Source organism: Rhizobium sp. TH2 (assembly GCF_024707525.1).
GTDB lineage: Bacteria > Pseudomonadota > Alphaproteobacteria > Rhizobiales > Rhizobiaceae > Rhizobium_E.
Genome location: NZ_CP062231.1, coordinates 482,194 through 509,067, shown reverse-complemented (window position 1 = coordinate 509,067; position 26,874 = coordinate 482,194). Strand labels below are relative to the sequence as shown.

31 protein-coding genes are annotated in these 26,874 nt (G+C 61.2%); 13 read left to right on the top strand and 18 right to left on the bottom strand.

The window, feature by feature from the left end:
- Positions 1–2 precede the first annotated feature (2 nt).
- Complete coding sequence (locus IHQ71_RS02610; protein WP_258160338.1) at positions 3–638, bottom strand: trimeric intracellular cation channel family protein; 636 nt, start codon at positions 636–638, stop codon at positions 3–5.
- A 115-nt stretch (positions 639–753) separates the two neighbouring features.
- Here IHQ71_RS02610 and IHQ71_RS02605 point away from each other — a divergent pair, with 115 nt between their 5' ends.
- Positions 754–1,032 (top strand): type II toxin-antitoxin system ParD family antitoxin, encoded by a 279-nt coding sequence (locus tag IHQ71_RS02605; protein WP_258160337.1) that lies wholly within the window; start codon positions 754–756, stop codon positions 1,030–1,032.
- Positions 1,033–1,036: 4 nt separating this feature from the next.
- Positions 1,037–1,324: a type II toxin-antitoxin system RelE/ParE family toxin gene (locus IHQ71_RS02600; RefSeq protein WP_258160336.1), complete on the top strand. Its 288-nt coding sequence runs from the start codon at positions 1,037–1,039 to the stop codon at positions 1,322–1,324.
- A 1-nt stretch (position 1,325) separates the two neighbouring features.
- Here the strand turns inward: IHQ71_RS02600 and IHQ71_RS02595 are convergent, their stop codons facing one another.
- On the bottom strand, positions 1,326–2,108 hold the full coding sequence (locus IHQ71_RS02595) for a YdcF family protein (RefSeq protein ID WP_258160335.1): 783 nt from the start codon (positions 2,106–2,108) through the stop codon (positions 1,326–1,328).
- 29 nt (positions 2,109–2,137) lie between these two features.
- On the bottom strand, positions 2,138–3,340 hold the full coding sequence (locus IHQ71_RS02590) for a TMEM43 family protein (protein ID WP_258160334.1): 1,203 nt from the start codon (positions 3,338–3,340) through the stop codon (positions 2,138–2,140).
- A gap of 194 nt (positions 3,341–3,534) precedes the next feature.
- On the opposite strand from IHQ71_RS02590, the gene IHQ71_RS02585 reads away from it, so the two are divergent.
- On the top strand, positions 3,535–5,556 hold the full coding sequence (locus tag IHQ71_RS02585) for a YccS/YhfK family membrane protein (protein ID WP_258160333.1): 2,022 nt from the start codon (positions 3,535–3,537) through the stop codon (positions 5,554–5,556).
- 6 nt (positions 5,557–5,562) lie between these two features.
- Here the strand turns inward: IHQ71_RS02585 and IHQ71_RS02580 are convergent, their stop codons facing one another.
- Positions 5,563–5,787 carry a DUF433 domain-containing protein gene (locus IHQ71_RS02580; protein ID WP_258160332.1) on the bottom strand — a complete coding sequence of 75 codons (225 nt, stop codon included), beginning with the start codon at positions 5,785–5,787 and terminating at the stop codon, positions 5,563–5,565.
- A 109-nt stretch (positions 5,788–5,896) separates the two neighbouring features.
- On the bottom strand, positions 5,897–6,433 hold the full coding sequence (locus tag IHQ71_RS02575) for a c-type cytochrome (protein WP_374989947.1): 537 nt from the start codon (positions 6,431–6,433) through the stop codon (positions 5,897–5,899).
- Between the two features lie 159 nt (positions 6,434–6,592).
- Between IHQ71_RS02575 and IHQ71_RS02570 the strand changes: the two genes are divergently transcribed.
- Genes IHQ71_RS02570 through IHQ71_RS02560 form a run of 3 tightly spaced genes read left to right on the top strand, consistent with a single transcriptional unit; the run spans position 6,593 to position 8,469 of the window.
- Positions 6,593–7,342, top strand: coding sequence for a 3-deoxy-manno-octulosonate cytidylyltransferase (locus IHQ71_RS02570; protein ID WP_258160330.1), 750 nt, complete (start codon positions 6,593–6,595; stop codon positions 7,340–7,342).
- Positions 7,343–7,363: 21 nt separating this feature from the next.
- Complete coding sequence (locus IHQ71_RS02565; protein WP_258160329.1) at positions 7,364–8,236, top strand: prephenate dehydratase; 873 nt, start codon at positions 7,364–7,366, stop codon at positions 8,234–8,236.
- A complete protein-coding gene (locus IHQ71_RS02560) occupies positions 8,233–8,469 on the top strand; it encodes an Lrp/AsnC ligand binding domain-containing protein (protein ID WP_258160328.1) in 237 nt (78 codons plus the stop codon). Before IHQ71_RS02565 ends, IHQ71_RS02560 begins: the two co-directional genes overlap by 4 nt.
- An 11-nt stretch (positions 8,470–8,480) precedes the next feature.
- Here the strand turns inward: IHQ71_RS02560 and IHQ71_RS02555 are convergent, their stop codons facing one another.
- From IHQ71_RS02555 to IHQ71_RS02545, 3 genes are all read right to left on the bottom strand, one after another.
- Complete coding sequence (locus tag IHQ71_RS02555; protein ID WP_258160327.1) at positions 8,481–8,786, bottom strand: addiction module antidote protein; 306 nt, start codon at positions 8,784–8,786, stop codon at positions 8,481–8,483.
- Positions 8,786–9,121: a type II toxin-antitoxin system RelE/ParE family toxin gene (locus tag IHQ71_RS02550; RefSeq protein ID WP_258160326.1), complete on the bottom strand. Its 336-nt coding sequence runs from the start codon at positions 9,119–9,121 to the stop codon at positions 8,786–8,788. Before IHQ71_RS02550 ends, IHQ71_RS02555 begins: the two co-directional genes overlap by 1 nt.
- Positions 9,122–9,201: 80 nt before the next feature.
- On the bottom strand, positions 9,202–9,468 hold the full coding sequence (locus tag IHQ71_RS02545) for a hypothetical protein (protein WP_258160325.1): 267 nt from the start codon (positions 9,466–9,468) through the stop codon (positions 9,202–9,204).
- Between the two features lie 174 nt (positions 9,469–9,642).
- Between IHQ71_RS02545 and IHQ71_RS02540 the strand changes: the two genes are divergently transcribed.
- From IHQ71_RS02540 to IHQ71_RS02530, 3 genes are all read left to right on the top strand, one after another.
- Positions 9,643–10,269 carry a ribonuclease D gene (locus tag IHQ71_RS02540; protein ID WP_258160324.1) on the top strand — a complete coding sequence of 209 codons (627 nt, stop codon included), beginning with the start codon at positions 9,643–9,645 and terminating at the stop codon, positions 10,267–10,269.
- Positions 10,270–10,368: 99 nt separating this feature from the next.
- Complete coding sequence (locus tag IHQ71_RS02535; RefSeq protein WP_258160323.1) at positions 10,369–11,400, top strand: hypothetical protein; 1,032 nt, start codon at positions 10,369–10,371, stop codon at positions 11,398–11,400.
- A 14-nt stretch (positions 11,401–11,414) separates the two neighbouring features.
- Complete coding sequence (locus IHQ71_RS02530) at positions 11,415–11,954, top strand: DUF1697 domain-containing protein (RefSeq protein WP_258160322.1); 540 nt, start codon at positions 11,415–11,417, stop codon at positions 11,952–11,954.
- Here the strand turns inward: IHQ71_RS02530 and IHQ71_RS02525 are convergent.
- A complete protein-coding gene (locus tag IHQ71_RS02525; RefSeq protein ID WP_258160321.1) occupies positions 11,949–12,281 on the bottom strand; it encodes a DUF6665 family protein in 333 nt (110 codons plus the stop codon). The two genes, IHQ71_RS02530 and IHQ71_RS02525, sit on opposite strands and share 6 nt — an antisense overlap.
- Before the next feature lie 195 nt (positions 12,282–12,476).
- Between IHQ71_RS02525 and IHQ71_RS02520 the strand changes: the two genes are divergently transcribed.
- Entirely contained in the window at positions 12,477–14,048 is a 1,572-nt protein-coding gene (locus tag IHQ71_RS02520; protein ID WP_258160320.1) for a hypothetical protein, read from the top strand.
- 114 nt (positions 14,049–14,162) lie between these two features.
- Here IHQ71_RS02520 and rpsA read toward each other — a convergent pair whose 3' ends face one another.
- From rpsA to IHQ71_RS02495, 5 genes are all read right to left on the bottom strand, one after another.
- Positions 14,163–15,866 carry a 30S ribosomal protein S1 gene (gene rpsA / locus IHQ71_RS02515; RefSeq protein WP_258160319.1) on the bottom strand — a complete coding sequence of 568 codons (1,704 nt, stop codon included), beginning with the start codon at positions 15,864–15,866 and terminating at the stop codon, positions 14,163–14,165.
- A gap of 115 nt (positions 15,867–15,981) precedes the next feature.
- The gene (cmk, locus tag IHQ71_RS02510; RefSeq protein WP_258160318.1) at positions 15,982–16,608 is read right to left on the bottom strand and encodes a (d)CMP kinase; all 627 of its coding nucleotides are present in this window, start codon (positions 16,606–16,608) and stop codon (positions 15,982–15,984) included.
- Between the two features lie 153 nt (positions 16,609–16,761).
- The gene (locus IHQ71_RS02505) at positions 16,762–17,025 is read right to left on the bottom strand and encodes a hypothetical protein (RefSeq protein WP_258160317.1); all 264 of its coding nucleotides are present in this window, start codon (positions 17,023–17,025) and stop codon (positions 16,762–16,764) included.
- Between the two features lie 732 nt (positions 17,026–17,757).
- Positions 17,758–18,243, bottom strand: a complete 486-nt coding sequence (locus IHQ71_RS02500; protein WP_258160316.1) for a hypothetical protein — start codon at positions 18,241–18,243, stop codon at positions 17,758–17,760.
- A gap of 148 nt (positions 18,244–18,391) precedes the next feature.
- The gene (locus IHQ71_RS02495; RefSeq protein WP_258160315.1) at positions 18,392–18,649 is read right to left on the bottom strand and encodes a hypothetical protein; all 258 of its coding nucleotides are present in this window, start codon (positions 18,647–18,649) and stop codon (positions 18,392–18,394) included.
- A gap of 163 nt (positions 18,650–18,812) precedes the next feature.
- On the opposite strand from IHQ71_RS02495, the gene IHQ71_RS02490 reads away from it, so the two are divergent.
- Positions 18,813–20,909, top strand: a complete 2,097-nt coding sequence (locus tag IHQ71_RS02490; RefSeq protein ID WP_258160314.1) for a catalase — start codon at positions 18,813–18,815, stop codon at positions 20,907–20,909.
- Between the two features lie 90 nt (positions 20,910–20,999).
- Here the strand turns inward: IHQ71_RS02490 and IHQ71_RS02485 are convergent, their stop codons facing one another.
- On the bottom strand, positions 21,000–22,487 hold the full coding sequence (locus IHQ71_RS02485) for a sensor histidine kinase (RefSeq protein ID WP_258160313.1): 1,488 nt from the start codon (positions 22,485–22,487) through the stop codon (positions 21,000–21,002).
- Positions 22,488–22,728: 241 nt separating this feature from the next.
- Here IHQ71_RS02485 and IHQ71_RS02480 point away from each other — a divergent pair, with 241 nt between their 5' ends.
- Both IHQ71_RS02480 and IHQ71_RS02475 read left to right on the top strand, forming a co-directional pair.
- A complete protein-coding gene (locus IHQ71_RS02480) occupies positions 22,729–23,223 on the top strand; it encodes a DUF3597 domain-containing protein (RefSeq protein WP_258160312.1) in 495 nt (164 codons plus the stop codon).
- Between the two features lie 68 nt (positions 23,224–23,291).
- On the top strand, positions 23,292–23,636 hold the full coding sequence (locus IHQ71_RS02475; protein ID WP_258163011.1) for a DUF4112 domain-containing protein: 345 nt from the start codon (positions 23,292–23,294) through the stop codon (positions 23,634–23,636).
- Here the strand turns inward: IHQ71_RS02475 and IHQ71_RS02470 are convergent.
- The 3 genes from IHQ71_RS02470 to IHQ71_RS02460 all read right to left on the bottom strand — a co-directional run bounded on the left by IHQ71_RS02470 (position 23,633) and on the right by IHQ71_RS02460 (position 26,866).
- Positions 23,633–23,863: a hypothetical protein gene (locus IHQ71_RS02470; RefSeq protein ID WP_258160311.1), complete on the bottom strand. Its 231-nt coding sequence runs from the start codon at positions 23,861–23,863 to the stop codon at positions 23,633–23,635. The genes IHQ71_RS02475 and IHQ71_RS02470 overlap by 4 nt on opposite strands.
- Before the next feature lie 85 nt (positions 23,864–23,948).
- A complete protein-coding gene (locus IHQ71_RS02465) occupies positions 23,949–25,544 on the bottom strand; it encodes a CRTAC1 family protein (RefSeq protein ID WP_258160310.1) in 1,596 nt (531 codons plus the stop codon).
- A gap of 2 nt (positions 25,545–25,546) precedes the next feature.
- Complete coding sequence (locus IHQ71_RS02460) at positions 25,547–26,866, bottom strand: vanadium-dependent haloperoxidase (protein WP_258160309.1); 1,320 nt, start codon at positions 26,864–26,866, stop codon at positions 25,547–25,549.
- Positions 26,867–26,874 lie beyond the last annotated feature (8 nt).

The following is a 26,874-nucleotide window of genomic DNA, read 5'->3' as shown; positions in this document are numbered from 1 at the left end:
TCTCACATGACATCGTCGGGATGCCGGCCGGGCCGGGCCTTGTAGACCGGAAAGGTCCAGCCGAATTTCAACGCCCCGCCGCGGATGATGAAGGCGGTGATCATGGCGAGCAGAAAGCAGATATCCTGCGGCAATCCCACCCGATCAACACCCGTATAGACGCCCGCGCCGACAAGCGCCGCCGAGATGTAGATTTCCGGCCGGAGCAGCACGGACGGCTCCCCCGCCACGATATCACGCAGGATGCCGCCGAACGTAGCGGTCAGCATGCCCGTAACAATGGCGACGACGGGTGACCCGGTAACCGCGAGCCCTTTGGCGGCACCCAATGCGGAATAGGCCGACAAGCCCACCGCGTCGAACCAGAGCAGCAGGCGATAGCGCGATTCGAAGAGATGGGCCGTGAAATAGACCAGGATGCCCGTGCCGGCGCAGACTAGGATATAGGTGTCGTTCTTGACCCAGAATACCGGCAACTGCCCGAGAATGATATCCCGCAGCGTACCGCCGCCGATGCCTGCGATGGCCGCGAAGAAGATGAAGCCGATGAGGTCAAGCTGCTTGCGGCTGGCCGACAAAGCGCCGGTGGCGGCGAAGAGCGCGATCGCGGCGTAATCGAGAAATTCGAGCAGATTCATGGCGTCCCCCCAATTCGCCATAAGGGATGCCGCCGCACGGCGGAAGTCAACCCACGCGGCTCTGGAGTCGCCGCTGCTATCGTGGCATAAAGGGACATCGTGCAGGAGAAAGACGATGCAGCAGCATGTCAGACGCGACATCGATCTGTCGCCGGATATGGAAGAACGCGTAAACGAAGCCGTCTCCCAGGGGGAGTACCAGTCGGCCAGCGAGATCGTGGACGAGGCGCTGCGCATGTGGAGCGAGAAGCGCGAGAATTTCGGCTACACGCTCAACGAACTCCGAACTTTGGTGCATGCGGGTCTTGAGAGCGGGCCGGGGCGTTTCGGATCGATCGACGATATCAAGGCTGAAGCGCGGCGCCGGCTTGCGGCAACGCCAACGAATTCGTGACGCTTTGCGCATCGTCCGGTCGAGTGCCGCCGAAGAGGATCTTGTCAACATCTGGCTTCACGTGGGCGAGCACGATCCTCGTGCCGCCGACACACTTCTCGATGATCTCGATCGGCGGCCAGATATCCTGTCCGATTTTCCATATGCCGGCGTGGCGCGTGATGATATCGCGCCGGGCATAAGACAACTTGTCGAGGGCAACTACCTGATTTTCTATCGAGTCACTGAGGACCACGTCGAGATCGTTCGCGTTCTTCATGCCCGGCAGCGCATCACGCCGGACACGATCTGACCTACGGCACCAGCGTCTCCGACTTCCCCTGCAAGTAGGCATTCAGCAGCGCCGCCCATTCGCGCATGGCCGTCGAGGTCAGGGCCGCGTTCAGCGAGGGTTGCGTGAAGTCCAGGCCGAATTCCACCTTGCCGTTGGCGCGATAGTCGGTCGGCCAGGGGATGGTCATCACGCCTTCGGCGTCGAAGAGCGCCTTGGCGCGCGGCATGTGGTAGGCCGAGGTGATCAGCAGACAATCGGAGAGCTTGTTGGCGTCGAGCAGCGTCTTGGTTTCGGCGACATTCTCGATCGTGTTGCGCGAGGTCTTTTCCATGATGATGCGCGCAGGGTCCACGCCCATCGACTGGAAGAACTTGGCCGAGAGTTCGGCGTCACCCTTGTAGGTGCCGGAGAAGGAGCCATCGCCTCCGGATACCAGGATCTTCGCCACCGGATAAAGCCGCGCGAGCCTCGCTGCCTCGATATAGCGGTCGGCGGCCTGGTTCATTTCCATGCCGCCGCGGCCGGCCGTGACTTCGAGATCGAAGCCACCGCCGAGCACGATCATGCAGGCGACGTCAGTTGGCAGCGCCGGGCGCGCATAGCGCGCTTCGAGCGTCTGCAGACTCCAGGCGCCTGTCGTGGTGAAGAGTGTCACGAACAGGATCGTACCCGCCAGGAGCGACAGGAACCCGGCGAGCTTGCGCCGCCCAATGATGAGCATCAGGAAGGCGAGGACCTTGACGATCAGCGCCAGCGTTAGCGGCTGGACGACGATCCATAGCAGCTTGCCCGTCATGAACATGCGTCAGATCCCGCTGGCGAGGGCGAGGCTCAAGCGCCCGTACCCCGTCCCAGCACCACCGGCTCAGGCGGAGCCACTGTGGCCGCTCCGCCCTTTCGGCGCAGGAAGATCACGGCGGCCGCGATCAGCACACCGCCCGCGATGATGCCGATCGCCAGCAGCGGCCGGTAAGCGAACCAGCCGATCGCGATGGTGATCGGGCCGATGATCAGCGTCAGGACCAGCGCGATGATGGCGGTGCCGCCGCGCACGATCGAACCGATGAAAGGTATCAGATCGCCGATTACGCCGAACAGGCCGAAGAACAGCTGGAAGCCGATGAAGATGCCGACGAGACCAGCCACACGAATGATCCAGGTGATCATCGTGTTGTCGGCCTGCGCCTGCTCGAACATGGCGGGCGCATCCTTTTTGCCGGCCGCGCTGAGGAACACTTCACGGCCGTTGGAGGTCGTGTAACCGACAATCGAATCGCCCTGTTGCTTGCCGACGAAGCTTGCTTCCGCGAGATCGGTACGTTCGAACCGCACGCGCAGGTCGCCGACTTGCGGGGAAGTAGCGGAGTTGCCGATATAGACCTCGCCCTGATTGAGCTTCACCGGACGCGTCGTGGCGATGGAATTGGCCATGCGGTCGACGTCCGCCTGCGTCAGCGGAATGACCTTCTCGTCGCCCAGGCTGGCAACCCGGCTGCCATCGAGCCTGTAGGCGCCGACATGGGCGCTTTCCACGGTCCGGACGCTGGATGACACCGCGAAATCAGGGTTTTCGTGCCCGCCGGGAACCTTGAAGTTGGACGAATCATTGCGGCTCGTGCTCCATTCCTTCGAGTAGGAATAGGTCGTGGTCGTCTCTTCGCTGCCGCCGACGCTCTTCTCGGTCTTGCTCTCGCTCTTTTCCTCCCACTGATACATCTCGACCTCGCGGCTGATGGCGAGCGCGCCATCGGCATTGATTCCGAATTGCTGATCCGAGATCATGCTGTCGGCCTTCACCGGGCCGGTGATATGGACGAGCTTACCGTCATTGGCGGCGTTAACGATATCGCTATCGACCGAAACCACCAGGCCCGCGCCTTCGACGAGCGCGCGGTAGGTCTGGATTGCGCGGCCTTCGTTCCAGAACAGGAAATAGATCGCGACCAGGATCAGCACGATCCCGATCAGCGTGCCCACCAGGCCGTTCTTGAGCTTGGTGAACCACGATGTGTGGGTAGTTTCCGTATAGGTCATGATTGTCTCCCCTGTACCCCGTATTCCGCCGCGAGAAATAGCATATCCGCCGTGGGCGCAATATTGAAAACGAAATGTCCGGTGGGGTTATTCGGAGCAAAAACGAAAATCCTTGCAATGACTGCCAAGAGCGCGAATACAGTGAGAATCCGGCCGGACGTGGGGTAAGGCCGAGGGCTTGGGCAGGACCGGGAATGAAGACTGGGACGGAGAACTTTCTCGAAGCCGCCAATCGGGTGGTGCAGCGCTGGCACGGTATCGTCTATGCGATATCGGCATTCATATTGGGCATCGTCATCGCCTGGCATGTGCTCAATCTCGCGACGCCGCTCTCCACTCCTGAGATCCTTCTTCTGATCGTCTGCCTGGCGGGCCTCGCCGCAGGGCTGTGGGTTCGTGGCGGCGAGATGCGGCTGCAATCAGCGATCAGCACGCTCGCCATCTATGCCGGTGGCTTCGCGGCTTCGCTCGCCGTATACAACACGATTGCCGATCCCAACGCGCCGCTGCCGGAATGGCAACTCTGGCTGATGTTCACCGCCGTCTTCGTGCTGGTCTATCGCTGGTGCCTCTATTGGTTCAAGCCGTCGCGCCGGCTCGAAGCCATGACCGACGCGGAACGGGCGGAATATCTCGCGGTGAAGGCGGCAGGCGCGCGCCGCAAGGCCGAGCTCAGGAGCCTGCCTTCGAACAGTTGGTACGAGCTTGCGTCCTTTGTCACCGGTGCGGCGATGGTCGGCTCGTTCGCCACGACAGCGATCGGCTTCCATCACGAAATCGTCGATCCGCTCGATCCGCCTCTGGTGCAATATGGCGTCCCGATCGGCCTCTCGGCGCTGGCGGCGCTCATCATCTGGGCCGGCTGGAACTTCGTGTTCCTGAGAATCCGCATCGCGTCCAATACTGTGTCGCGCCTGTTCGGCTTCATCGTCGGCTTCATCGTGCTGGTCCCGCTGACACTCGCAATTCATACCGTGTTCGGTATTATCGGCGTCGGCGGCACGGAGGGCCTGCGCGCCCATAACCTCTGGTACACCGACGTGCTCGATGCTTACGAGCGTCGTGTTGATGGCATCCGCGCGATCGAAGCCAGCCGGCTGGATGGCGCGCTGTCCTACATGTCCAACCAACTTAAGGCCGCCGCAGCCAACGAGGAGACGACCGGCCAAGGCTGCGGCGCGGGCCGGGGCTCACTCTTCACCTTCTACACCGATAGTGCCGCCCGCACCGCGACGATCCTCAATGTCGTGACCAACCGCAAGAATGCCAACCAGGACATCAAGTCGGAGATCGAACAGCTCCGCGCCCGTATCCGCAAGCCTGAGGGCCAGCTCGAGGATATCCAGCCGGACCTCGCAGCCCAGGCGGACCGCATCCGCAAGAAGATCGTCGATACCGACAATTCCTCGACGCTGCCGAGCGTCAAGACCTTCGTCACCGAGACGCGTGCGACGGTTAATTCCGAGGCCTTCTTCTCGGGCTGGTCGGCCTGCACGCTGACCAAGAAGGATGTGATTCTAAGCCAGCTCAACACGCTGGTCGATTCGGTCGAGGAAGCGGCAAACAGCGCCACGCGCGATATCGACGCGCGCAAATCGAGCCCGGAATTCCGCATCCCGGTCGAAAACCGTATCGAGACCATCCCCTTCATCGACCGCTATTTCCATGGCGAGCGTCAGGCCGCCGATGCTGCCTTGCAGGAAGCGCAGGCGGACGCAAACAGCGTTCCGGTCTTCGTCCCCTTACGTCCCTTCTGGGCCGTGGTCTCCTATGCCGGCAGCCTGATGGGCTATATCGCCCTGCAGCTGGCGCTCGATTTCTCGCCGGCGGTGCTCGGCCTGCTCTTCGCGCTGCTCGCGCCCTTCCCCGACAGGCGGACGCGGCTCGGCAGAGTCTACGACAATTTCATGGACAAGCGTTTCCCGAGGAAGGCCGAGCCGGAGCGGCCTGATCCGTTCGTGGCGCCGGTTCGGCGGGACGCAGAGCCCGTCGTAGCCAAGGCGACACCTGTGATCGAGGAGAGCGATGTCGCAGTCGCCGAGCCGGTGCGTTCGGCGGATACTGATGACGATTCTCGTGTCGAACCGGACGAGCGTTCGGAACCGATGGTGGATACAACGTCTGCCGAGCGGATCGAGCCGAAGTTCGAGGATGAGAACGCGGAGGAGGACGACCACATCCGCGACGGCAAGCCGGGGGATGTCAGGCCGTATTGAGCAGCATCACACGACGGGCGAAATTGGATGGTCGATTTGCCCGGCAGCGTATTCAAGCGCGGCCGTAATGTCACCGTCCTCGAGCATGGGATAATCCTGGAGGATTTCCTCACGGGGCGCTCCGGATGCCAGAAGATCGAGGATATCCTTCACCCGTATCCTCAGGCCCCGGGTAATGGGCCGTCCGCCGCATTTTTCCGGGTCGATCGTGATCCTGTGAATTTCGCTCAATCGCCTGCTCCTCAGGAGCCCATCAATGTAACTGTTGTACCAGCAGTCTTCAAAAACAAAAAAGGCCCGGGTCACCCCGAGCCTCCAGCATCAATAACTCAAACACCACTCACTTCGCCGGCGGTGCCAACGGGGTGTCCGACTTGGAGTTCAGATACGCCATGATGTCGGCGCGTTCCTGGTCCTTCTTGTCGCCGGCAAAGCCCATGGCGGTGCCCTTGATGTATTTCTTCGGTGCAGTGAGGAACCCATTGAGATGTTCCCAGTCCCAGACCTGCTTGCCGCCTTCGGCGAAGTTCTTCATCGCGGTCGAATAGCCGAAATCAGCGACATGGGCGATCGGGCGGCCGACGACGCCGAAGAGGTTCGGGCCAACCTTGTTGCCCGCGCCCTTCTCGGTGCTATGACAGCTCGCGCATTTCTTGAACAGCTGCTCGCCCTTGGCGGGATCGGCCTTGGCCATCAGCTCTGCGACCGGAATGGCGGGAGCCTCCGCCTTGGTGCCCTCGGCGCTGGCTTCTTCGGTCGCTTCGATGATGAAGCCCGGCTTTTCGGGATTTTCCGAATGATACAGCCCCTCGGACGCAAGTGAGACCGAAAACAGCACGAACACTGTTCCGAGCAGCGCGCCCAATGCCATATTCATGTAACCACTCATCTTGCAAAGCTCCCCTTGCCGCCGTATCGACGGCGCATCTTGAAATCGCGCGGAACCTATGTCTTTTGGGCTGAAAGTGCAACCGTCAAACCGCGCCCCGTGGTGAGACTAATTGACACTTTTTCTGAAAGATTTGAAGGCCCATCGATGACGATTCCCACTTTCGACAACACCATTGTCCTGATCCCCGCGCGGATGGCCTCGACCCGGCTGCCGGGCAAGCCGCTCGCCGATATCGCCGGCCTTCCGATGATCGTCCAGGTCGCCAAACGCGCATTCGAAGCCGGAATCGGCCGGGTGACGGTCGCGGTCGATCACCAGGACATTCTCGATGCCGTCCGGGCACATGGTTTCGACGCCGTGATGACCAAGGTCACCCACCAGTCCGGATCGGACCGGATCTTCGAGGCGCTCGGGCATGCCGATCCGGAAAGGCGGGCGGAGTTCATCGTCAACGTGCAGGGCGACCTGCCGACGATCGAGCCAGAAACGATTCGCGCCAGCCTTAGGCCGCTCGGCGATGAAGCCACCGATATCGCCACGCTGACGGTCGAGATCACCCACGAGGACGAAAAGACCAATCCGAATGTGGTGAAGATCGTCGGCTCGGCGCTCTCGGCATCGCGTATGCGGGCGCTCTATTTCACCCGCGCCACGGCACCTTACGGCAATGGCCCGCTTTATCATCACATCGGGCTCTATGCCTATCGGCGCGCGGCACTCGAACGCTTCGTCACGCTCGCGCCATCGACGCTGGAAAAGCGGGAATCGCTGGAGCAGCTCCGGGCGCTCGAAGCGGGCATGCGTATCGATGCGGAAATCGTTGACTCGGTCCCGCTCGGTGTCGATACTCCCGCCGACCTCGAACGGGCCCGGGCGATCCTCGGCAATAAGTAAGAATCAGGGCAGAATCTCTTCATGATTACCAAGACCAACCGCATCGCTTTCCAGGGCGAATATGGCGCCAATTCCGATATGGCGTGCCGGGACGTGTTCCCCGACCTCTCGCCCCTGCCCTGCCCGACCTTCGAGGATGCCTTCGCCGCGCTTGAGAACGGCGACGCGGATCTCGCGATGATCCCGATCGAAAACACGCTGGCCGGCCGCGTCGCCGACATTCACCTGCTGCTGCCGGAATCGCGGCTGCACATCATCGGCGAATATTTCATGCCGATCCGCTTCCAGTTGATGGTGTTGCCCGGCGTCAAGCATGACGAAATCCTGACCGTGCACAGCCATATCCACGCGCTCGGCCAGTGCCGCAAGATCGTCCGTCGCAACGGCTGGAAGCCCATCGTCGCTGGGGACACGGCAGGTGCCGCCAAGCTCGTTGCCGAGACGAAAGATCGTACGATGGCAGCACTCGCGCCGCGCCTTGCGGCCGACCTTTACGGCCTCGAGATCATCGAGGAGAATGTCGAGGATGCGGAGAACAACGTGACCCGCTTCGTCGTGCTGTCGCGTGACGAGATCGTGCCGAAGCGGACATCGGAGGACGAGAAGATCGTTATGACCTTCTTCTTCAATGTCCGCAATATTCCAGCCGCGCTTTACAAGGCGATGGGCGGGTTCGCCACCAATGGCATCAACATGACCAAGCTCGAAAGCTACCAGATCGGCGGCAAGTTCGTTGCGACCCAGTTCTATGCCGATATCGAAGGACATCCTGATGATGAGAACGTCAAGCATGCGATGGACGAACTCCGGTTCTTTTCGACCCAGCTGCGCATTCTCGGCACCTACAGGGCCCACCCGATGCGCGGCAAGCTTCTGAAGGAGCAAGGACAATGATCTGTGTTTTCGTGCAGCTGCAGTGCCGGCCAGGCACTGCCTATGACGTCGCCGACAAGCTCTATGAGCGGGAGATCGTATCGGAACTCTATTCAACCAGCGGCGAATTCGACCTGCTCGGCAAGATCTACATGCCCGACGACACCGATGTCGGCCATTTCATCAACAACAAGGTGCTCAATATCGACGGTATCGTGCGATCGCTGACGACGATGACGTTCAAGGCGTTCTAGGCGTTCTAGGATTATTGATGTGCGGGCGTAACAGTCAACTTCAGACCCAGTGCGCCCAACATCTTGTTCACCGTTGCCATTTGCGGATTACCCTTCTTCGACAAGGCTTTATAAAGATTTGACCGCCCGACATCGGCTTGCGCCGCAACGGCCGCCACGCCGCCGGCCTGCGCCTTTGCGACATGACGAAGTCCCTCCTGAAAAAGCTCCATGTCACCGCTTTCGAGGAATTCGGCCAGATAAACCGCTGCATTCTCCGGGTCGCGCAGCAACTCGTCATATTTGTTAAAATCAAAAGGCCTGCTTGCGCCGGGCATTATCTAACCCTCCTATGGTAATCTTCGAGATACGCTTTGGCTTTCGCTATTGTCCTATCCTGCTCTTTCTTGGTCGATCCAGCCAACAATAGAATGATGGTTTGACCGACAACGGCATAGAAAATGCGAAAGCCTTGGCCGGAGTGAATCCGCATTTCATGAAGACCAGCGGCTCCAGCGAGGGACTTCCAATCGCCGAAATTTCCCAAGGCCGCCCTTCGAATACGTGCGACTATCTGTGTCTTGGCTTGGGCGTTCTTGATGCCGTCCAGCCAATCCTGAAATGGCGCATCGCCATTTTCGGTTTCATAGACTGCAACATCATACTGCCCCATGGCATACAGTGTCTCGCAGAAGAAACACAAATGCAAGCTTTCATGAACGATTTGGCTTTGGCGCTTGAGTGCGACCTCAATCAGTCTTGGTAGTGTTCCTTGAACTTCCGGTATTCGATCATATCGGGCTGGCGGCTGGAGCCGACAGTTGCCCTGCCGTAGTTGCAGGAATAGGTGCGATAGGCGAGACCGTTGCGCCTGAATGTGGGAGAACTGGGCTTCTGACGCGCGAGCTGCGTGGTGCAGTCGAGCTCGATATCCCTGTCCTTCTGGGTCGCGGGATCCTTGACACCGGGCAGGTCCTGGTAGGGATCGGCCAGCACCGATGATGCCGCCAGCAGCAACATGCCTACGCATATCAATCCTGGATAATGACGCATCATCGAAACACCTCGCAAACGATCAACATAGGAATGGACCGGGCGAAGGTAAAGACAACAGCGTGTTACAGCCGGCCGGTTGTTTTTATTTCACCCGATATCGATTATAGCGGCCCCAGACAAAAATCCGGGGACAGGGCGATGAGTGATTCGATCAGGCTGCACAAGGGCGATATTTCCGCGGAGGCCGCGGCGCGCTACACCGGCGCGATCGCCATCGACAGCGAGACGCTCGGCCTGATTCCACGCCGCGACCGGCTTTGCCTCGTGCAGCTTTCGCCCGGCGACGGCACCGCCGACGTGATCCAGATCGCCAAGGGCCAGACCGAGGCGCCCAACCTCGTCGCCATGATGGAAGATAATACGCGCCAGAAGATCTTCCATTTCGGCCGCTTCGATATCGCCGTGCTGTTCCACACATTCGGCGTCACCACGACACCGGTCTTCTGCACTAAAATTGCTTCGCGCCTGATCCGCACCTATACCGACCGGCACGGATTGAAGGACAATCTCAAGGAAATGTTGGACGTCGATATTTCGAAGGTCCAGCAATCCTCGGACTGGGCCGCCGAGACGCTGACGCCGGCGCAGCTCGAATATGCCGCCTCCGATGTGCTCTATCTCCACGCGCTGCGTGAAAAGCTCACCGAGCGCCTGATCCGCGACGGCCGCTGGGATTTGGCGACCGCCTGCTTCGAGTTCCTGCCCACCCGCGCCAAGCTAGACCTGCTTGGCTGGGAAGAGACGGACATCTTCGCGCATAGCTGAGGGCGGCCCTTCGATCGGGCCACGCCCCGGAGGTAACGTCCGGTTAACGACGTCGGGCTACCCTGTCACCTCACGAGACGTGCGATCGGGTATCCTGGCATGCTGCTACCGACACAACAGTCCGCGGGTTTGGCCGCAACCAACTTGATGCAATCGGCGATCGACAGCGCCGAGAAACGCCGCATCGAGGAAGAAGAAAAGATCAAGGGCAAGAAGGAAGATCCGGTGCTCAAGGCCCGGATGTCGATGGATACGGCGCAGGCGCGCGCCAAGGAAAAGATCGACAGCTATCTCTTCGATGCCGGTCACGTCAGCACCAATGAGCTCAAGATGCAGCTCATCGACAAGCTCGGCATGGCGCTGGGACTGAAGAAGGAGGACGAGGAATCCGGCTTCAGTTATGGCAAGAAGCTCGAATCCCTCCTCTCCACCATGGATTACGCGCAGAAGCGGGCGCTTGAGAAGGAAGTCGGGCTCGACGATCTCGATATCTCGATCGACGTGATGATCGGCGCCATCAAGAACCCTTACGCCGACGACAATGAGCGGCTGGAAGCCGCACTCGAAAAGCAGGCCGGCGGCGGCAAGGACTCGGCAGTTGCGCAATCCAAGGTGCTGCAACGGCTCGAAAGCATCGCCAATCCCAAATCCATCGAGGAGCTGAAACTCGAACCCAGTCTCAACGACCCGACCCGCGTCGAGGATGACGAAGTCCGGCAGGAGCGCGCCGAGGAGATCAGCGACAAGCAGGCGATGGAGAAGCTCGACGATGTCAAGGAACTCCAGAAGGCGGTCAAGGACAATCACGACGACGCCGTGAAAGCGGAGGCAAAGGGAGAGGCCGAGCCTGGCTCCGCCGTCAACGACAGCCTCGACCTGATCCAGGTCCTGGTTGGCGCCGCCGATGCCGGCAAGGCGGCGGACGCCCAGGGCGAGGCGGATGCCGAGGCAGTCGACAAGGAAACCAGCGACCCCGAAACCGATGCAAAATCGATCCAGATCGACGCCGGCCTCGAACCGACGACCGAGCCGGAAATCGAACCCGGTGACCAGCCGGACAAGCCGATCCTGACGCTTTATGTCGACGAGATCGGCATCTACGATCTGTTGAGGCAGAAGAAGGCCGCCTGACGGAGCGTACGGGAATGAACCAGACATATATCGCCCTGCTGCGCGGCATCAATGTCGGCGGCAAGGTGCTGAAGATGACCGATCTCAAAGAGGCCGTAGCAGGGCTCGGCTTCGAGGATGTGAAGACCTATCTGCAGAGTGGCAACATGGTCTTCAGGGCGGCGAAGGCCTCCAATGTGGAACTCGCCGAACGGATCGCTTCCGCCATCAAGGCGCATAAGGCAATGGACGTGAAGATCATGGTGCGCAGCGTTCGCGAATGGGATCGCGTCATTACCGACAATCCTTACCCGCAAGCCGAGGAGAAACCGAAGACCGTGCATGCCTTCATCCTCGACGACCAACCCGGCAAGGATCGCATTGCAATATTGCGGACAAAGGATGCCGGATCGGAAGAATGGACGATTGTCGGCGACGCGCTCTATCTCCACACGCCGGATGGCTTTGGCAAATCCGTGCTTGGCAATCTCATCGAGCGCACGCTGAAAGTGCCGATGACGGCCCGCAATTGGAATACCGTCAAGGCGCTTGGCGAACTCGCAGCAGGTCTATGATTCCGTTTCCGGCTTCTTTCTGGTGACGCCGAGCCGCACGATCACCGCGCCGGGAATCCCGTAGCGGGCAATCACCTCCCGGCTGTTCCTCAATCCGCAGATCTCGCGCTGGATGAAGAGTGCATAGACTTCCCGCGCCGCTTGATCGAGAAGATCCTCCCGATCCGCGTCGGAAGCCTCCTTGAGTTTCAGCAACGCTGCTTCGGCGCGTTGCCCGGCGCGGCCGAGACTGTCTGCGCGCTCGGCCATAAGCTCATATTCGAGCACGTTGATCGGGGATTTTCCGGTTGCGTTTTCAAGATAGGAAACCGGTGGGCGAAGAGACATCTGAACAGTTAGCCTTACATTAACCATTGTTCTCTAGGATCAATTGCAAATATAGGCTGTCCCCGGCGCAATGCAAATTCAAGCGTCGATCCGCAAACCTTCGCGGGCGGAAGCCAAGGGCCGCATGAGCGACCTTGTGTCCATACTTGCTCCCCGTTTTCGATCCCGATAGGTCTTCCCATGCTGACGTCGCCGATGAACGTCACCATCCCCACACCCAATGGCGCAAGCCTCAAGGCGCATGGCACAGGCGCCGATGCGAGCGCGGGCAAGAATTCCATTCTGCCTGCGGCGAACGTGCCGGCGCCAGAAGTCGCAACCATTGGCCCCGAACTGCCCTCCAATTCGGTTCTCACATCAGTCAACGCGATGGCCGCAACGGTCGCCAGCCGCACCGTGCTGCAGGATGTCACGCTCAATCTCGCCAACCTTCTGCAACTGACGCGCAACGATGACGAGAACCTGACCGCCCTCTTCATCCGCATCATCGCCGCCATCGAAGGCATGCCACAGTCCGAGCGGCTGCAGACGGAAATCCGTTCGGGCCTCAAGGGCATGAAGATCACGCTCTGGGAACTCGCCGCCGCGCTCCGCAATCCCGATGGCGCCGAAGCTGCACGGCTGACGGCCATGGTGGAGGCACCGCTCGCGACGCCCGGCAAGACGTCGGCCAATGCCGCGACCAGCACTTATCTCCAGCAGGGCACCGCAAACGGCCATACCGAGGAGACGCTTGCCATGCGGGCCGCCGCCCGCAGCAATGCCGCCGGTCTCGGCCTTTTCTCTCCTGAGAACAAGGCGCGCGCCTCGGACCACATTCCCGGCGACGCGAAGGGCCTGCAAACCCAGCTAAAGACGCTGTTTGAGCCCGGCGCCTCCGAACGAAAGGTCGCCGCAAATCCTGCCCCGGTCGCCGGTTCCGAGACCAGGCTGGCGACGACGGCTTCGACGATGGCGCGGGCCGACGGCACGATGATCCATGCCGCCAACCTGAAGATCGACACGCCGACGGCTGAGAAGCTTCACGACATCGCCAAGGCGATCGTCGAGGAGCGGCTCGATGCGAAGGAGATCAAGGCCGAAGCAAAGCTCGCGGAGAAGGCCGAGGCGGCCGATCATCGCGTGCAGACCCTGCTGACACTCAAGGGTTTTGCCGAGGTGATCACATCGCTGCCGGGCCGCGCCGCCGAACTGTTCACCGCCCTGCCCGATGCGGCGCATGCAGCCGAGCCCGGCACGATGCCCAATCCGGCCGACCTGAAGGCCGTCGTGGATGCGGACGGATCCACCGAATTCCCCGGTGAAATCCCGTTGTCCGACGCCGAGCATATCTCGGAGAGATCGGTCACGGCCAGCCACGGCAATCCGGTATCGGACACGGTGGACGATGATGCCGCTGAGGTCGAAGCCGCACATCGGAAGTCTGCCGCAGCCGCCCAGCAGAACGCGAGCACCCCGGCCGAAAGCAATCCTGCCACCGCCAGGCCCGCTGTCACGCATGAGGGCGTGCCGTTCGCCTATGCCGTGCTTCAACCGGCCAAGGATGCGTTCGCTCCGAAGGTCGAGGAGGAAGATACCCACGATCGCGACGAGCAGGACAGCATGTCGGACGAGGATCAGTCCGACGGCGAGAAGCGCCGTCCGCGCGACGAATATGATGCGATGAAGGATCCGCAGCCCGAGGAAGAGCCGGCGATCGTCATCACGCGGGATTCATCCGGGGCCGACCGGGCCTTCGCGCTCTACCAGCGCATGGGCGGGTTCTGAGCAATTGCGAGTAGTCGCCGGACAGCGCGTTGAATAGGGGCCGCGCAGTCCAGCAAAAAACCCGCCGGATCGCTCCGGCGGGTTTCGTTATTCCGGGCATTAAGCCCAAAAGGCTTATTCGCTGCCGCGGTTCTTGAGAGCCGCGCCGAGGATGTCGCCGAGCGAAGCGCCGGAGTCGGACGAACCGAACTGTGCGACGGCTTCCTTCTCTTCGGCGATTTCGAGCGCCTTGATCGACAGCTGTACCTTGCGGTCCTTCTTGGAGAAATTGGTGACGCGGGCGTCAACAATCTGGCCAACCTGGAAACGCTCCGGCTTCTGTTCGTCACGGTCGCGCGACAGGTCCGCACGACGGATGAAGGAGGTGAGGTCCTCGTGGTTGACGAGTTTCACTTCGATACCGCCATCGGTGATGCTGGTGACTTCGCACGAGACGACTGCGTTCTTGCGCAGGTCGCCCGAGGTCGCCGCATCGCCCACGGCATCCTTGCCGAGCTGCTTGATGCCGAGCGAGATGCGCTCCTTCTCGACGTCGACGTCGAGAACCTGGGCGCGCACGATATCGCCCTTGTTGAACTCCTCGATGACCTGTTCGCCCGGACGGTTCCAGTCGAGGTCGGAGAGGTGAACCATGCCGTCGACATCGCCGTCGAGGCCGATGAACAGGCCGAATTCGGTCTTGTTCTTGACTTCGCCTTCAACTACCGAGCCAGCCGGATGCGAGTTGGCGAAAGCTTCCCACGGATTTTCAAGCGTCTGCTTGAGGCCGAGGGAAATGCGGCGCTTGGACGGATCGACCTCGAGCACGACCACATCGACTTCCTGGGTCGTCGAGAGGATCTTGCCGGGATGGACGTTCTTCTTGGTCCAGGACATTTCCGAGATGTGGATCAGGCCTTCGATGCCCGGCTCCAGCTCGACGAATGCGCCGTAATCGGTGATGTTGGTAACCGTGCCGGTGATCTTCTTGCCGGTCGGGTACTTCGCGCCGATATCGCCCCAGGGATCGGACTCGAGCTGCTTCATGCCGAGCGAGATACGATGGGTTTCCTGGTTGATGCGGATGATCTGAACCTTGACCTGCTGGCCAATGGACAGGATTTCCGAGGGATGGTTGACGCGACGCCATGCCATGTCGGTGACATGGAGCAGGCCGTCGATGCCGCCGAGGTCGACGAACGCACCGTAATCGGTGATGTTCTTGACGACGCCTTCGACCACCTGGCCCTCTTCGAGGTTCTGGACGATCTCGGAGCGCTGTTCGGCGCGGGATTCTTCAAGCACGGTACGGCGCGAGACGACGATGTTGCCGCGGCGCTTGTCCATCTTGAGGATTTCGAACGGCTGCGGAACATGCATCAGCGGCGACACGTCGCGGATCGGACGGATGTCGACCTGCGAACGCGGCAGGAAGGCGATGGCGCCATCGAGATCGACGGTGAAACCACCCTTGACCTGGTTGAAGATGATGCCTTCGACGCGCTCGCCGGCGTTGAACTTGACTTCGAGCTTGATCCAGCTCTCTTCGCGGCGAGCCTTCTCGCGCGACAGAACGGCTTCGCCCATCGCATTTTCGATGCGCTCGACATAGACTTCGACTTCATCGCCGACATTCAGCGTGCCGTCCTTGGCGCGCGCACCGAATTCCTTCAGCGCGATGCGGCCCTCGACCTTGAGGCCGACGTCGACGATCGCCATGTCTTTTTCGATCGCCGTGATGATGCCCTTGGTGACATAGCCTTCGGCCAGATCAACCTTGGAAAAGGATTCTTCGAGGAGGGACGCGAAGTCCTCCTTCAGGGTGGTAGCTGCGGACATTGGGTCTCCAAATAGCGGGCGGCTGGCCCGCAAGCGCCGGGGGTTAGGGTTGATCACAGGCTCGAAGCAATCCGGCCCTGACAGGCCTTTTCCGGCGCGGGGACTGCTGAGATGCCTATTTCAGGGCGGCGTCGATGATGGCGCGCGCGGTCTGGAACGCGGCCTCTATACCCATTGTCGACGTATCAATCAAGTGCGCATCTTCCGCAGGCCTGAGAGGGCTGTCGGCGCGGCCCATGTCGCGGGCATCGCGGCGGGCGATATCGGCGAGCACGGTGGCCAAATCGGCCTTGCCGCCATTGGAGATGATTTCCTGGTGGCGGCGGCCGGCGCGGACTTCCGGGGACGCCGTGACATAGAGCTTCACCTCGGCATCCGGGCAAACGACGGTGCCGATATCGCGGCCGTCGAGCACCGTGCCGGGGGTCTTGCGCGAGAAGGCGCGCTGCGCCTCGACCAGCGCACGGCGGACATCCGGCATGACGGCGATCTTGGAAGCCGCTTCGCCGATGGCGTGGGCGGCGAGCACCGAACGATCGAGGCCGGAGAGATCGATCTCGCCCGCCACCTTTGCGGCAATCGCCTCGTTATCGAGCGGCATGCCGGCATCGAGCAGCGCCTTGGCGACGGCGCGATAGGTCAGGCCCGTGTCGAGATGATGGAAACCATAAGCGTCGGCGATCAGGCGGGAGAGCGTGCCCTTGCCCGCTGCGGCAGGCCCATCTATGGCAATCGTCGTCATCTCGGCCTTCGAAGCAGGATTCCGGGGAATCGGGGTCGGGTGGCGTTCACGAGAGTTTTCATAGGGAAGACTGGCGTGAATGAAAAGGGATTGTGACAGCCAGGCGACGGTTTTCCGCTCACAATCCCGTGGGTGTAACCCGTCCACCATGGTTCAGCACGAGCAGAGCTGCCCCTCGCCGCCGAAATTCTTGCGCGCGAAATCCGAGGCGCTGGACGAGCTGGTATAGCTCTGGAACTGGCAGACGTCGGAGCCACGCCGCACCTTCATCTGCGCGAGATCCCAGAAGGAAATCTCGATGCGATCATCGGCGCAGTAGACGGTGTAGTGCTCGACATCCTGGGCAAGCGCCTCGACTGGTGCGAGAAAGGTGGCGGATAGCGAAAACAGGATGGACAGGACGGCGGACAGGCGCATGGAGTTCTCCATTATGTGATGCAGATTGCTTGTCCCGATGGGAGCATAGCACGGCGATGTGGGCTGGCAATGACAGGACGTGATGCCGCATTCACGCGAGCCGTTCCGCTCCGTGGTTTGACCATGCACGTCTCCGATCCCCTTGCGTCTCGCATGAAGGATCGGCCGGGGCACGTCTCCGTGCCGAGTTATATGGCTGCCTTGCGGCAGCCGGTAAGACACGTCTCCGTGCCCCGTTCGGTGTATTTTCATCCGCGAACTCGGCCGTCTGCACCCATCCTGATCCCGGACCTGAAATTTCCGGAGGGACGGGCTTGTGTGCGGTACAACGCACGCCACGCGTACTTGGCCTTTGCAGGCGGTACCCGGGGGAGACCCCTTCTCGCGGACGCCTGATGCGGGACTTTACGTCGTCTTCCCGCAACAGGCACCGGTTCCGCCTCGCCCGCATCGCCATGCGGGGTAGCCGAGGGCAGAACGGGAGTGATTCTCTCACAGGTTTTGAGGGCGGGGATAAGGGGCGAGGAATTTTTTCTTATATTTTTGATAAGAGATTGATTTTATTGGGAAGAAAGTGCGTTTTCCGTTGAAAATACCCCTCACCAACTTCGGCCATGGGTTCACTGCGTTCACCCGGCCTGCGTATCCTCTCCCACAAGGGGAGAGGTAGAGGCGTGGCACTCTCACCTGTCTCATCGCACCGGATATTTGTCGCAAAGTGCCGCTGCGGGTTTACCTCTCCCCTTGTGGGAGAGGATACGCAGGCCGCGAGAGGCGGAGCCGATCGCTTGGCCGAAGTTGGTGAGGGGTGATCTTCATGGCAATCACCGATTCTTCTTCCGCCACCAAAATACCACCCACCAAACTCTCAAACCCATCCCCATCTCTTCGCGACTCCACCGGCGCGATAATGCATTTCAATTTCAGCGCATCGCCGCAGACATGCCAGTTGCCGTCGTCGGAGGGGCGTTTCACCAGCTTGGAGGGATCGAAGCGGTATTTGTTGTTGGCGAAATCTATAATCTTCTCGCCATCGGGCTCGGTGACGGGTGCGTGAGCCGGGCGGCAATCGTGCCAGTTGCAGCAAGAACCCAGACCGTCATTGCGTGTGAAATCGCGATAATCCTGCCCAGTCGTCTTATCCACATGGGCCTGGGCCATCGACGAAAGGGTCACCAGGATCAAAACCAAGGAGGAAGATTGGGCACCCGAGGGCATGGCGCACACCAGAATGGGGTCGGAAAACCGAAATCAAGCGTGCTCCTGAATCTTTGCGAGGGCAAGAGAATTGTCGAGAGAACAGGGTGATCGCATCGGCCAGCATCGTGGGTCTGGGCCAGAGTCAATCGCGTCGAGATGACGGGTGTCAGCCGAGGCGATCGGCGCCGGGTGCCATGCTGGCGTCGCCGCCTCGCAGCGCCTTGAGCCGCTTGAGATGGGTCATGGAAGGCGAGACGCGGGCGGCGGATAAGTCGCTGGTTTTCGACAAGTGGTCGAGCATCCACATCGCATCATCGACACTGATGAGGCCGAGTTCGGCCAGCCGATTGATCAGCTGATGCAGCGTATTTTCCACGGCCAAGGCCCGGCGGGCGGCTTCCGCTCCGGAATCTGGATCGTCCATGGCGGCCTCCATCATGCTGTCGTCATTCCGGATTGAACGGAGGGAGGACGACTTTGGTTCCCGCGCTGGATGCAGAAATTTGCCGGATGCCGCCCCCGGAACAATAGCCCGGCAACCCCGTTGCTGAGCGCATTCATTCTCATCACGGCAGGGAGCCTAGCTCATGGCACAAGACACGACGTTCGACACCACGCGGGGCAATGGCGGGGAGACGCATCAACAGATTCCTGAAAAAGGCCCGCATTCCGGCGAAGGCCACCTGACGACCAATCAGGGCATCCGGGTCTCCGACAACCAGAACAGCCTGCGATCGGGCGAGCGCGGGCCGACGCTGCTCGAGGATTTCGTGCTGCGTGAGAAGATCTTTCATTTCGACCACGAGCGCATTCCCGAACGCATCGTGCATGCGCGCGGTTCGGCGGCGCATGGCTATTTCGAAGTCTATGAATCACTCGCCGACCTGACCAAGGCGGACCTCTTCCAGCGGCCTGGCGAGAAGACGCCGGTGTTCGTGCGGTTTTCCACCGTCGCCGGCGGCGCGGGCTCGGTCGATACGCCGCGCGACGTGCGCGGTTTTGCCGTGAAGTTCTACACCCAGGAGGGCAACTGGGATCTTGTCGGCAACAACATTCCGGTCTTCTTCATCCAGGATGCGATGAAGTTTCCCGACCTCGTTCATGCCGTGAAGATGGAGGCCGATCGTGCCTTCCCGCAGGCCGGCAGCGCCCATGATACGTTCTGGGACTGGGCGTCGCTGATGCCCGAATCCACGCATATGCTGACATGGGCGATGTCGGACCGCACCATTCCGCGCTCGTTCCGGACCATCGAAGGCTTCGGCGTGCATACGTTCCGGCTGGTCAATGCCGAGGGCAAATCAACCTTCGTGAAATTCCACTGGAAGCCGAAGCTCGGGCTGCAATCCACCGTGTGGGACGAGGCGCTGAAGCTGCAGGCAGCCGACAACGATTTCCTCCGCCGCGACCTCTGGGAGTCGATCGAAAAGGGCGTATTCCCCGAATGGGAACTCGGCTTCCAGCTCTTCGACCAGGAATTCGCCGATGCACAGCCCTATGACGTGCTGGACCCGACCAAGCTCATTCCCGAGGAGGTCATTCCGGTGAAGCTCGTCGGGCGGATGGTGCTCGACCGCAATCCGGACAATTTCTTCGCCGAAACCGAACAGGTCGCCTACTGTCCCGCCAACATCGTGCCCGGCGTGGATTTCAGCAACGATCCGCTGCTGCAGGGCCGGCTGTTTTCCTATCTCGATACGCAGAAGAGCCGGCTCGGGACGGCGAACTTCCACCAGTTGCCGATCAACGCGCCAAAATGCCCGGTCATGAACTTCCAGCGCGACGGCCAGATGCAGATGGCGGTGCCGAAGGGCCGGGCGAACTATGAGCCCAACAGTCTCGCCGCGCATGGCGAAGAAGGCGGTCCTCGCGAATGTCCCGTCACCGGCTTCCATACATTCGAGAACCAGGCCGGCAACCAGGAGCAAGGCGACAAGCTGAGGGTTCGTGCCGAACTGTTCGCTGATCACTACAGCCAGGCGCGACTGTTCTGGAAATCGCAGACCGCGAACGAGCAGGCGCATATTGCCTCGAGCTTCACCTTCGAGCTCTCGAAAGTGAAGCTCGAACAGGTTCCGGCGCGGATGATCGGTAATCTCAGGAATGTCGATGAGGGCTTGGCGAAGCGGGTGGCCGATGGGCTTGGAATTCCGCTGCCCAAGAAGAACGCGGCGGCGCGCGAACCGATCGACATGGAACCATCACCGGCGCTCAGCATCCAGAAGAACCTGGAGCCCGCGCTCGAAGGCCGCAAGGTCGGCATCCTGATTGCCGATGGCAGCGACGCGGCCGCGCTCAAGACGTTGACCGGCGCGATCATCAAGGCGGGCGGCACGCCGTTTATCGTTGCGCCGAAGATCGGCGGTGCCAAGCTTTCCGACGGCACGATGCAGAAGGCCGATGGCCAGCTTGCCGGTTCGCCGTCGCAGCTCTTCGACGCCGTGGCTGTGCTGCTTTCCGCCGAGGCCGTGAAACTGCTGTTGAAGGAGGGCGCGGCGATCCAGTGGGTGATGGACGCGTTCGGCCATCTCAAGGCCATCGGCTTCAACCCCGACGCCAAGCCGCTGATCGATAAGGCGGGCGTGGAGCCGGATGCGGGCATCGTGGGTGTGGATGCGAAGTTCACCGACGCCGCCGCGAAACGCTACTTCGACCGCGAACCCAAAGTCCGCATGCTGGCGTAAGGAGCGAGATGACTCTCGGGCATTGGCTTTCCATGCCACGCTCAAGGGCGGCTCCTCCTGTGGGAGCCGTCACCGACCGACGGGGTGCAATCAGACCAGGCGCAGCTCGGCCTGGAATCTCGTGCCGTTGTCGATCTCGTAGCGGTACTGGCCGCTCAATTGCTGGACGCTGGCCGTGATCAGCCTGGTGCCCATGCCGGATGTGGCGGCATTGGGCGTAAATCCCGGGCCATTATCCTGGATTTCCAGCCTGGCGCGACCCGTGTCGAGCGTCTTCAGCCGCACCTCCAGCTTGCCGGCCACACCATCGGCGAACGCATATTTCAGTGCATTCGTCGTCACTTCCCCGACCAGCAGCGCAAGCGACGTGGCCTGGTCATTGCTGACAGGGCAGTTGTCGAGATCGTAGTCCACCTTCACATCCGGCCTGTAGGCGCGGACGAGCGGATCGATGACACCAGGAATGAGCGTGTCGGCGGATATTTCGGAGAAACGGTCGTAGCGATAGATATGCTCGTGAACCGAGGACATCGCCGAGAGCCGGTCGAACAAGCCGTTTTTCACCGCATCCGGCAGAGGCTGCAGCCGGATCAGCGACTGTATGATCTGGAGGTTGTTCTTCACCCTATGGTGGATTTCGCGCATCAGCATTTGGTTCTGTTGTGCCGCACGCTCGAGTTCGCGATTGCGCACCGCGTCGCGCTTGAGCAGCGAGGCGATCCACGCTGCACCGACGGCAAGGCCGATCGCGGTGGCGGCGGCAAACGAGACGGTGAAATAGAGATTGCGCCAGAATTCGCGCATGTTCTCCTCATAGCCGGCCGAAGCCTGGACGACGAGATTGGTGCCGGGAACGCGCCGGTAGCCGACGATCCGCCGCGTGCCATCGGCGGGACTGACGGCTTCGTAGACACCGTGGTCGTTCTTCTTCAGATAGTCTGTGAAGAGGATATAGTTGCCGAGATCGATCGGACCGGGCGGCTTGGGATAGCGCGCCACGAGCTTGCCATCGGCGCGGATGATGCCGACGGTCGAGCCGGGACCGAGATCGACCAGTTGCCAGATGGTACTGAGCATATCGGCGGAAAACGACACCATCACGGCACCGGCGAACTTATTGCCGCGTTGCAGCCGGCGGCTGAAGACGAAGATCTGTTCGCCGTTGAGGCGGCTCACCAGCATCGGCGAGATATATTCGGACGCACCCCTGGCGAGCGCCGAGAAATATTCCCGATCCCTGATGTCGATCTGCTTGAGTTGCGGATCGGTCGAGTAAAGCGTCAGGCCATCGGGATTGACGACATAGGCCTGGACCTGACCGGGCAGGCCATAAACGGCATCCTTGATATCCTCGACCCCGGTGGTGGTGCCGGTCCTGACCTCAGGGCCCAGGCGGTCGTCGATACGGCGCAGCGCCTGCCAGGCAAGAGCATCGATCCAGCCGGCATTGGTCGCCACGATCTGCGACGATGTCATCACGCGTTCATTGATGCGTAAAATGGCAGCCTGGTAGGACTGATAGAGCGACCAGGCGAGAATACTCGCCAGAATAGCGAATAGCGCAATGATGAAAATCACTGCGGCTCGCTCGGCAGAAAAGGACCGCTCCGGCATTTCCCACCCGTGCATGCCCGACCATCGGATAGTTTGTTTTACGCATATCAGCGATCAGGTAAAGCGCAATAGCGACGCGGCTGCTTTTGTCGGGAAAAGTAAGTGAAGGAAGGTGCTTAGCCGGCTTATTATTTTAGTGTTTGCTCATATGGAACGCAGCGCCCGCCAGCGCGTTCTCCCCTGACCATCAACAGGAGGGATTTCCATGGGTATTTTCGACAAGATCAAGAGCGCGATCTGGGGCGAGGAGGAAACGCCCGTTTCCACCGGTACACCCGAGGATTCCTATCTCGGGACAACGGCCTCCACGACGGGCATCGCACCCGACGTGGCGACGCAGGCCGACAACCCCGTGATGGCTGATGTCGCCGCCGCCGGCGTGCAGCCGGTCAGCAAGCCGGCGCCGATCGAGATGGCGCAGAACCCTGCGACGCGCCCGACCGAGGTGGACGTTGCCGAGCAACTCGACCGGGCCATGCGAGACCGCGGAGAAAAGCTCGACTGGCGGCATTCGATCGTCGATCTGATGAAGGCGTTGGGCATGGATGCGAGCCTGCAGGAGCGCAAGGAACTGGCCAAGGAGCTCAACTACGAGGGCGACATGGGCGATTCCGCGAAGATGAACATGTATCTTCACAAGACCCTGCTGCAGAGGCTGTCCGAGAATGGCGGCAAGGTGCCGGCGGATCTGCTCGATTGATGGCATATCCGTCAGACAAGGCCTATGGCGGCGATCTTGGCGGATCGCCGCTTTCCGATGCCGAGCGGATGCGGCGCCTGCGGCGCTTGCAGAACGTTGCCATGGTGCTGGATACGGCGATCGCGATACCGGGCACGAATATCCGCTTCGGTGCGGATTCGCTGTTGGGTCTTGTTCCGGGAGTGGGCGATTTCGCCGGCGCGCTGGTGGGGTTGGCTATCGTCAACGAAGCCCGCAGGCTCGGTGTGCCGGCGGACAAGATGGGCCGGATGATCGCCAATATCGGGCTCGACACGCTGGTCGGCTTCGTGCCGCTGCTGGGCGATGTGTTCGATATGTATTTCAAGTCGCACCGGCGGAATGTCCAGCTTATCCTCGATCATTTCGAGGCAGATCTGGCAGAGCGGCGTTAGAGGCCCGGCGGCACTGTCTCGACCCTGCTGGAAGCTAGCTTGTCGCGATAATGCCGGCGCATTTCCAGCGTGTCGCGCAGACGGGTGAGGAATTTCTCCGCCAGATGCGTCGGTTCGCCCAGGCGCCTGAGTTCGGCGACGATCTTCTCCTGGGTCGCGATGCCGCGCTCGCTGGTGGCGATGCCGCTGTTCACAGCCGTCATGTCCTGGTCGTCGAGAAACATCATGATTCCCCCTGGCGATCTACAACTGGGTTGTAATGCCGGAAGGCGAGGATGGTTCCGGTGGGCTGGGGAATTTTGCGTCAGGCGGCTACCTGGCCGCCCATTCGCTGACGCCCCTGGTCTTGTCGATGACATAGAACTTGCCTGCATCAACCGTCCGCCACTCGCCCGCCGTGCCATCCGGCCAGATCAGGCGCACTTCGGCCGTCTTTTCCGTGCCGATGCCGAAATGCTGCCAGGTGAGCGTGCCGGAGACGTGGCCGCCGCCGGAGGTGATCTCGCGGCGCATGATGTCGGCGCCGCATTTCACCTCGATCCAGGCGCCGATGGCGTCGCGGTTGGCGCCGTCGGAGATCGGCTTGAAGGCGACGAAGGTGCCGGCGTCGGCGGTGGTGTTGCGGTAGAGCTCGGCATTGACCCAGCGGTTGACCACGACGAGGTCAATCAGGCCATCCATGTTGAAATCGGCGAGTGCGGCGCCGCGGGAGACATTCATCGAAGCGATGCCCGCCTTGTCGCCCATTTCGACGAACTTGCCGCCGGGCTGCTGGACCAGCAGGTTGTTGGGGTCCTTGCGGGCAAAATCCTCCATTTCGGCGACATTGCCCTTGGCGATGAAGAGATCGACCAGGCCGTCATTGTTGACGTCCTGGAAATCGGTGTGCCAGGCGGTCGAGGGGTGCCAGTCGCCGCCGGTATAGGGGCGGTGCGCGGTGACGCCCTTCTTGAAGGCGACATCGGCATAGGAGGGCTTCGGCTTGCCGTCCTTCGGCACGTCGGCCAGCATCTGCAGCTTGTTGTCGGCCATCGAGGTCAGGAAATAATCCGGATAGGTGTCCGAGTTCAGGTCGTAGCTCGCGATGCCCATGCCCCAGATGCGGAGATAGCGCCAGCCTTCGGCCTGCGTGTAGAGGGCTGGATCCTTGCCCGGCTCGATCTTCCACATCTGCTCCTGGCCGCCCTTGTAATATTCGCGGTCGTTAGAGACGCGGAGCGACGGCGTGCCGGAGCGATTCCAGTCGGTGAACATCATCGACAGCGGGCAGAAGGAAGGTTTCAAAACCACAGGTTTGGCGAATTTCTTGTTGTCGGCCTCGGGACGCATCAGCCAGTTTTCGGTGCAGGTACCCCAGGGATACATTTCCTCGTGGCGGTTCACATAGGTGCCGATCGCGAGTGTCGGCCAGGTATTACCCCGCTCCCATGTCGCGGCGAAGGCCGTGTTCCAGAGATCGCCGCCGGTGAAGTTCCACGCCTCGTTGGCGCGCTCGAACTGACAGGCGCCCTTGCCGCGCATGATCACATTCTCGCCGACGCGAAGGACCACGAGGTCGGTCTTGCCGTCGGAATCGACATCGAGCGGATAGGCGCCGGTGACGGCATCGAATTCGAGGCCGGATTGCTGTTCGGCGAATTTCAGTGCGCCGCCCCTGGTCGATTGGTTGAGATAGAATTTCGCCTTCTTCTCGCCGCCGGCGAGGTAGAGATCGGCGAAGCCGTCGTCGTTGCAGTCGAAGCTCGCAGCCCCGCCGCCGACCATATATTGCCAGTCGCCGGCATAGACGGAATCGATGCCCGCCGACTTGGTCTCATCGGCGAATTTCGGTATCGGCACGGCGTTTTCGGCGGCGAGCGCAGCGCCTGAAAGGCTGATCAGCGCGAAAGTGAGGATGGCGTTACGCATGATCATTTCCTCGTCTTGAGCTTGACGGCATAGGCGCCGATGCAACGCCCCTGTTCGAGCCCGCGCTCTATGGCCGCGCGGAAGTGGATGCCGCCATAGAGGCGGGAAATGCCGGCCTCCTCGGCGGCGGCGCGGAAGCTCTTGAAGTTGCGCGGCTTCAGGCCATCGGCCTCGTGGGTAGCATCGGCGAACGCGTAGTTGTCGCCGAAGACATGGGTAAGAACCTCGGCTGCGGCCGCTGACTGGGTGGAATGGCCCGACGGATATTCCGGGAAGGGCGGCGTGATCAGAAGCGCCTGCCATTTCGGGTCGATCTGCTTCTGGATATAGCTGATCGGGCGGATGAGGTCGAACTCGAACTTGGCGTCCCAGCAGCCGATGAAGGCGTCGGCCACGGTAACGCCGAGGAGCGCCAAGGCCTCCGACGTGCGCGAGACATCAGCCTTCTCCTGCGCCGCGACCTGCCACACAATCGAGATCCAGTGGCCCGGCGGCGTCGGCGAGAGCATCGGGTCATCGGACCAGAAACGGGCGATGGCGCGCTGCTCCCCGTTGAGATTGGCCACCGTCTGGTAGACCTCGTCGGCCTGTTTGTAGAATTCGGAATTCTTGTCCTCCGAATAATCCGGCGGAGGCGGCAGGCCGCAGGTCGCGCCATCGGGCATGGCGAAGGTGCGGACCTTGCCCCATTGCGGCAGGAGCGGCACCTGCTGCTGCTGGATCGGGCTGGTGGGCACCCAGTGGCCAGGCTTGGCGATGAGCGCATATTCACGCGGAAAACCCATATTCTCGATCTCGGCGCCGCCATCGGTCGCCGACCATGCGAGAATGTGCTCGGCAACCTTGCGGCCGTAATCGGCCGAGCGGGTGGCGACGTCCTCGGGCACGTCACTGGCGACATCCGCGGCCATCTTCTTGGTCATGGCGGCAAGCGCGCGCTGGCCGGTGGGACCGGTATGGGAGAAAAAGCTCTTGGCGGCGACCGCGATGGCCGCATTCAGCACCACGCCTTCGTCATAGGTCTGTCCGGCTTCGCGGGCCGGTACAGCCGTCAGACCATTGAGCTGGCCGGCGAGCGTCTGGAGCGTGCTATCGGGGGAAGAGGCGGTGACCTCATAGCCGGTGACGCCGAAATAGGCGAAGGCGCGGCTGGCGACAGGCGGCGAGAAAGTCGGCGTATGGCGCACCAGTTCCAGCACCATGCGGTACCAGTTGCGCAGCACCTTCTCCGGTGGTTCCTTCGCCTGAACGGAAGCCAGGGTCCCAGCCCAAACGGCGACAGCCAGCGCCGCGACCGCGACGAATCTCAATATGCCCTTCATGTACTCCC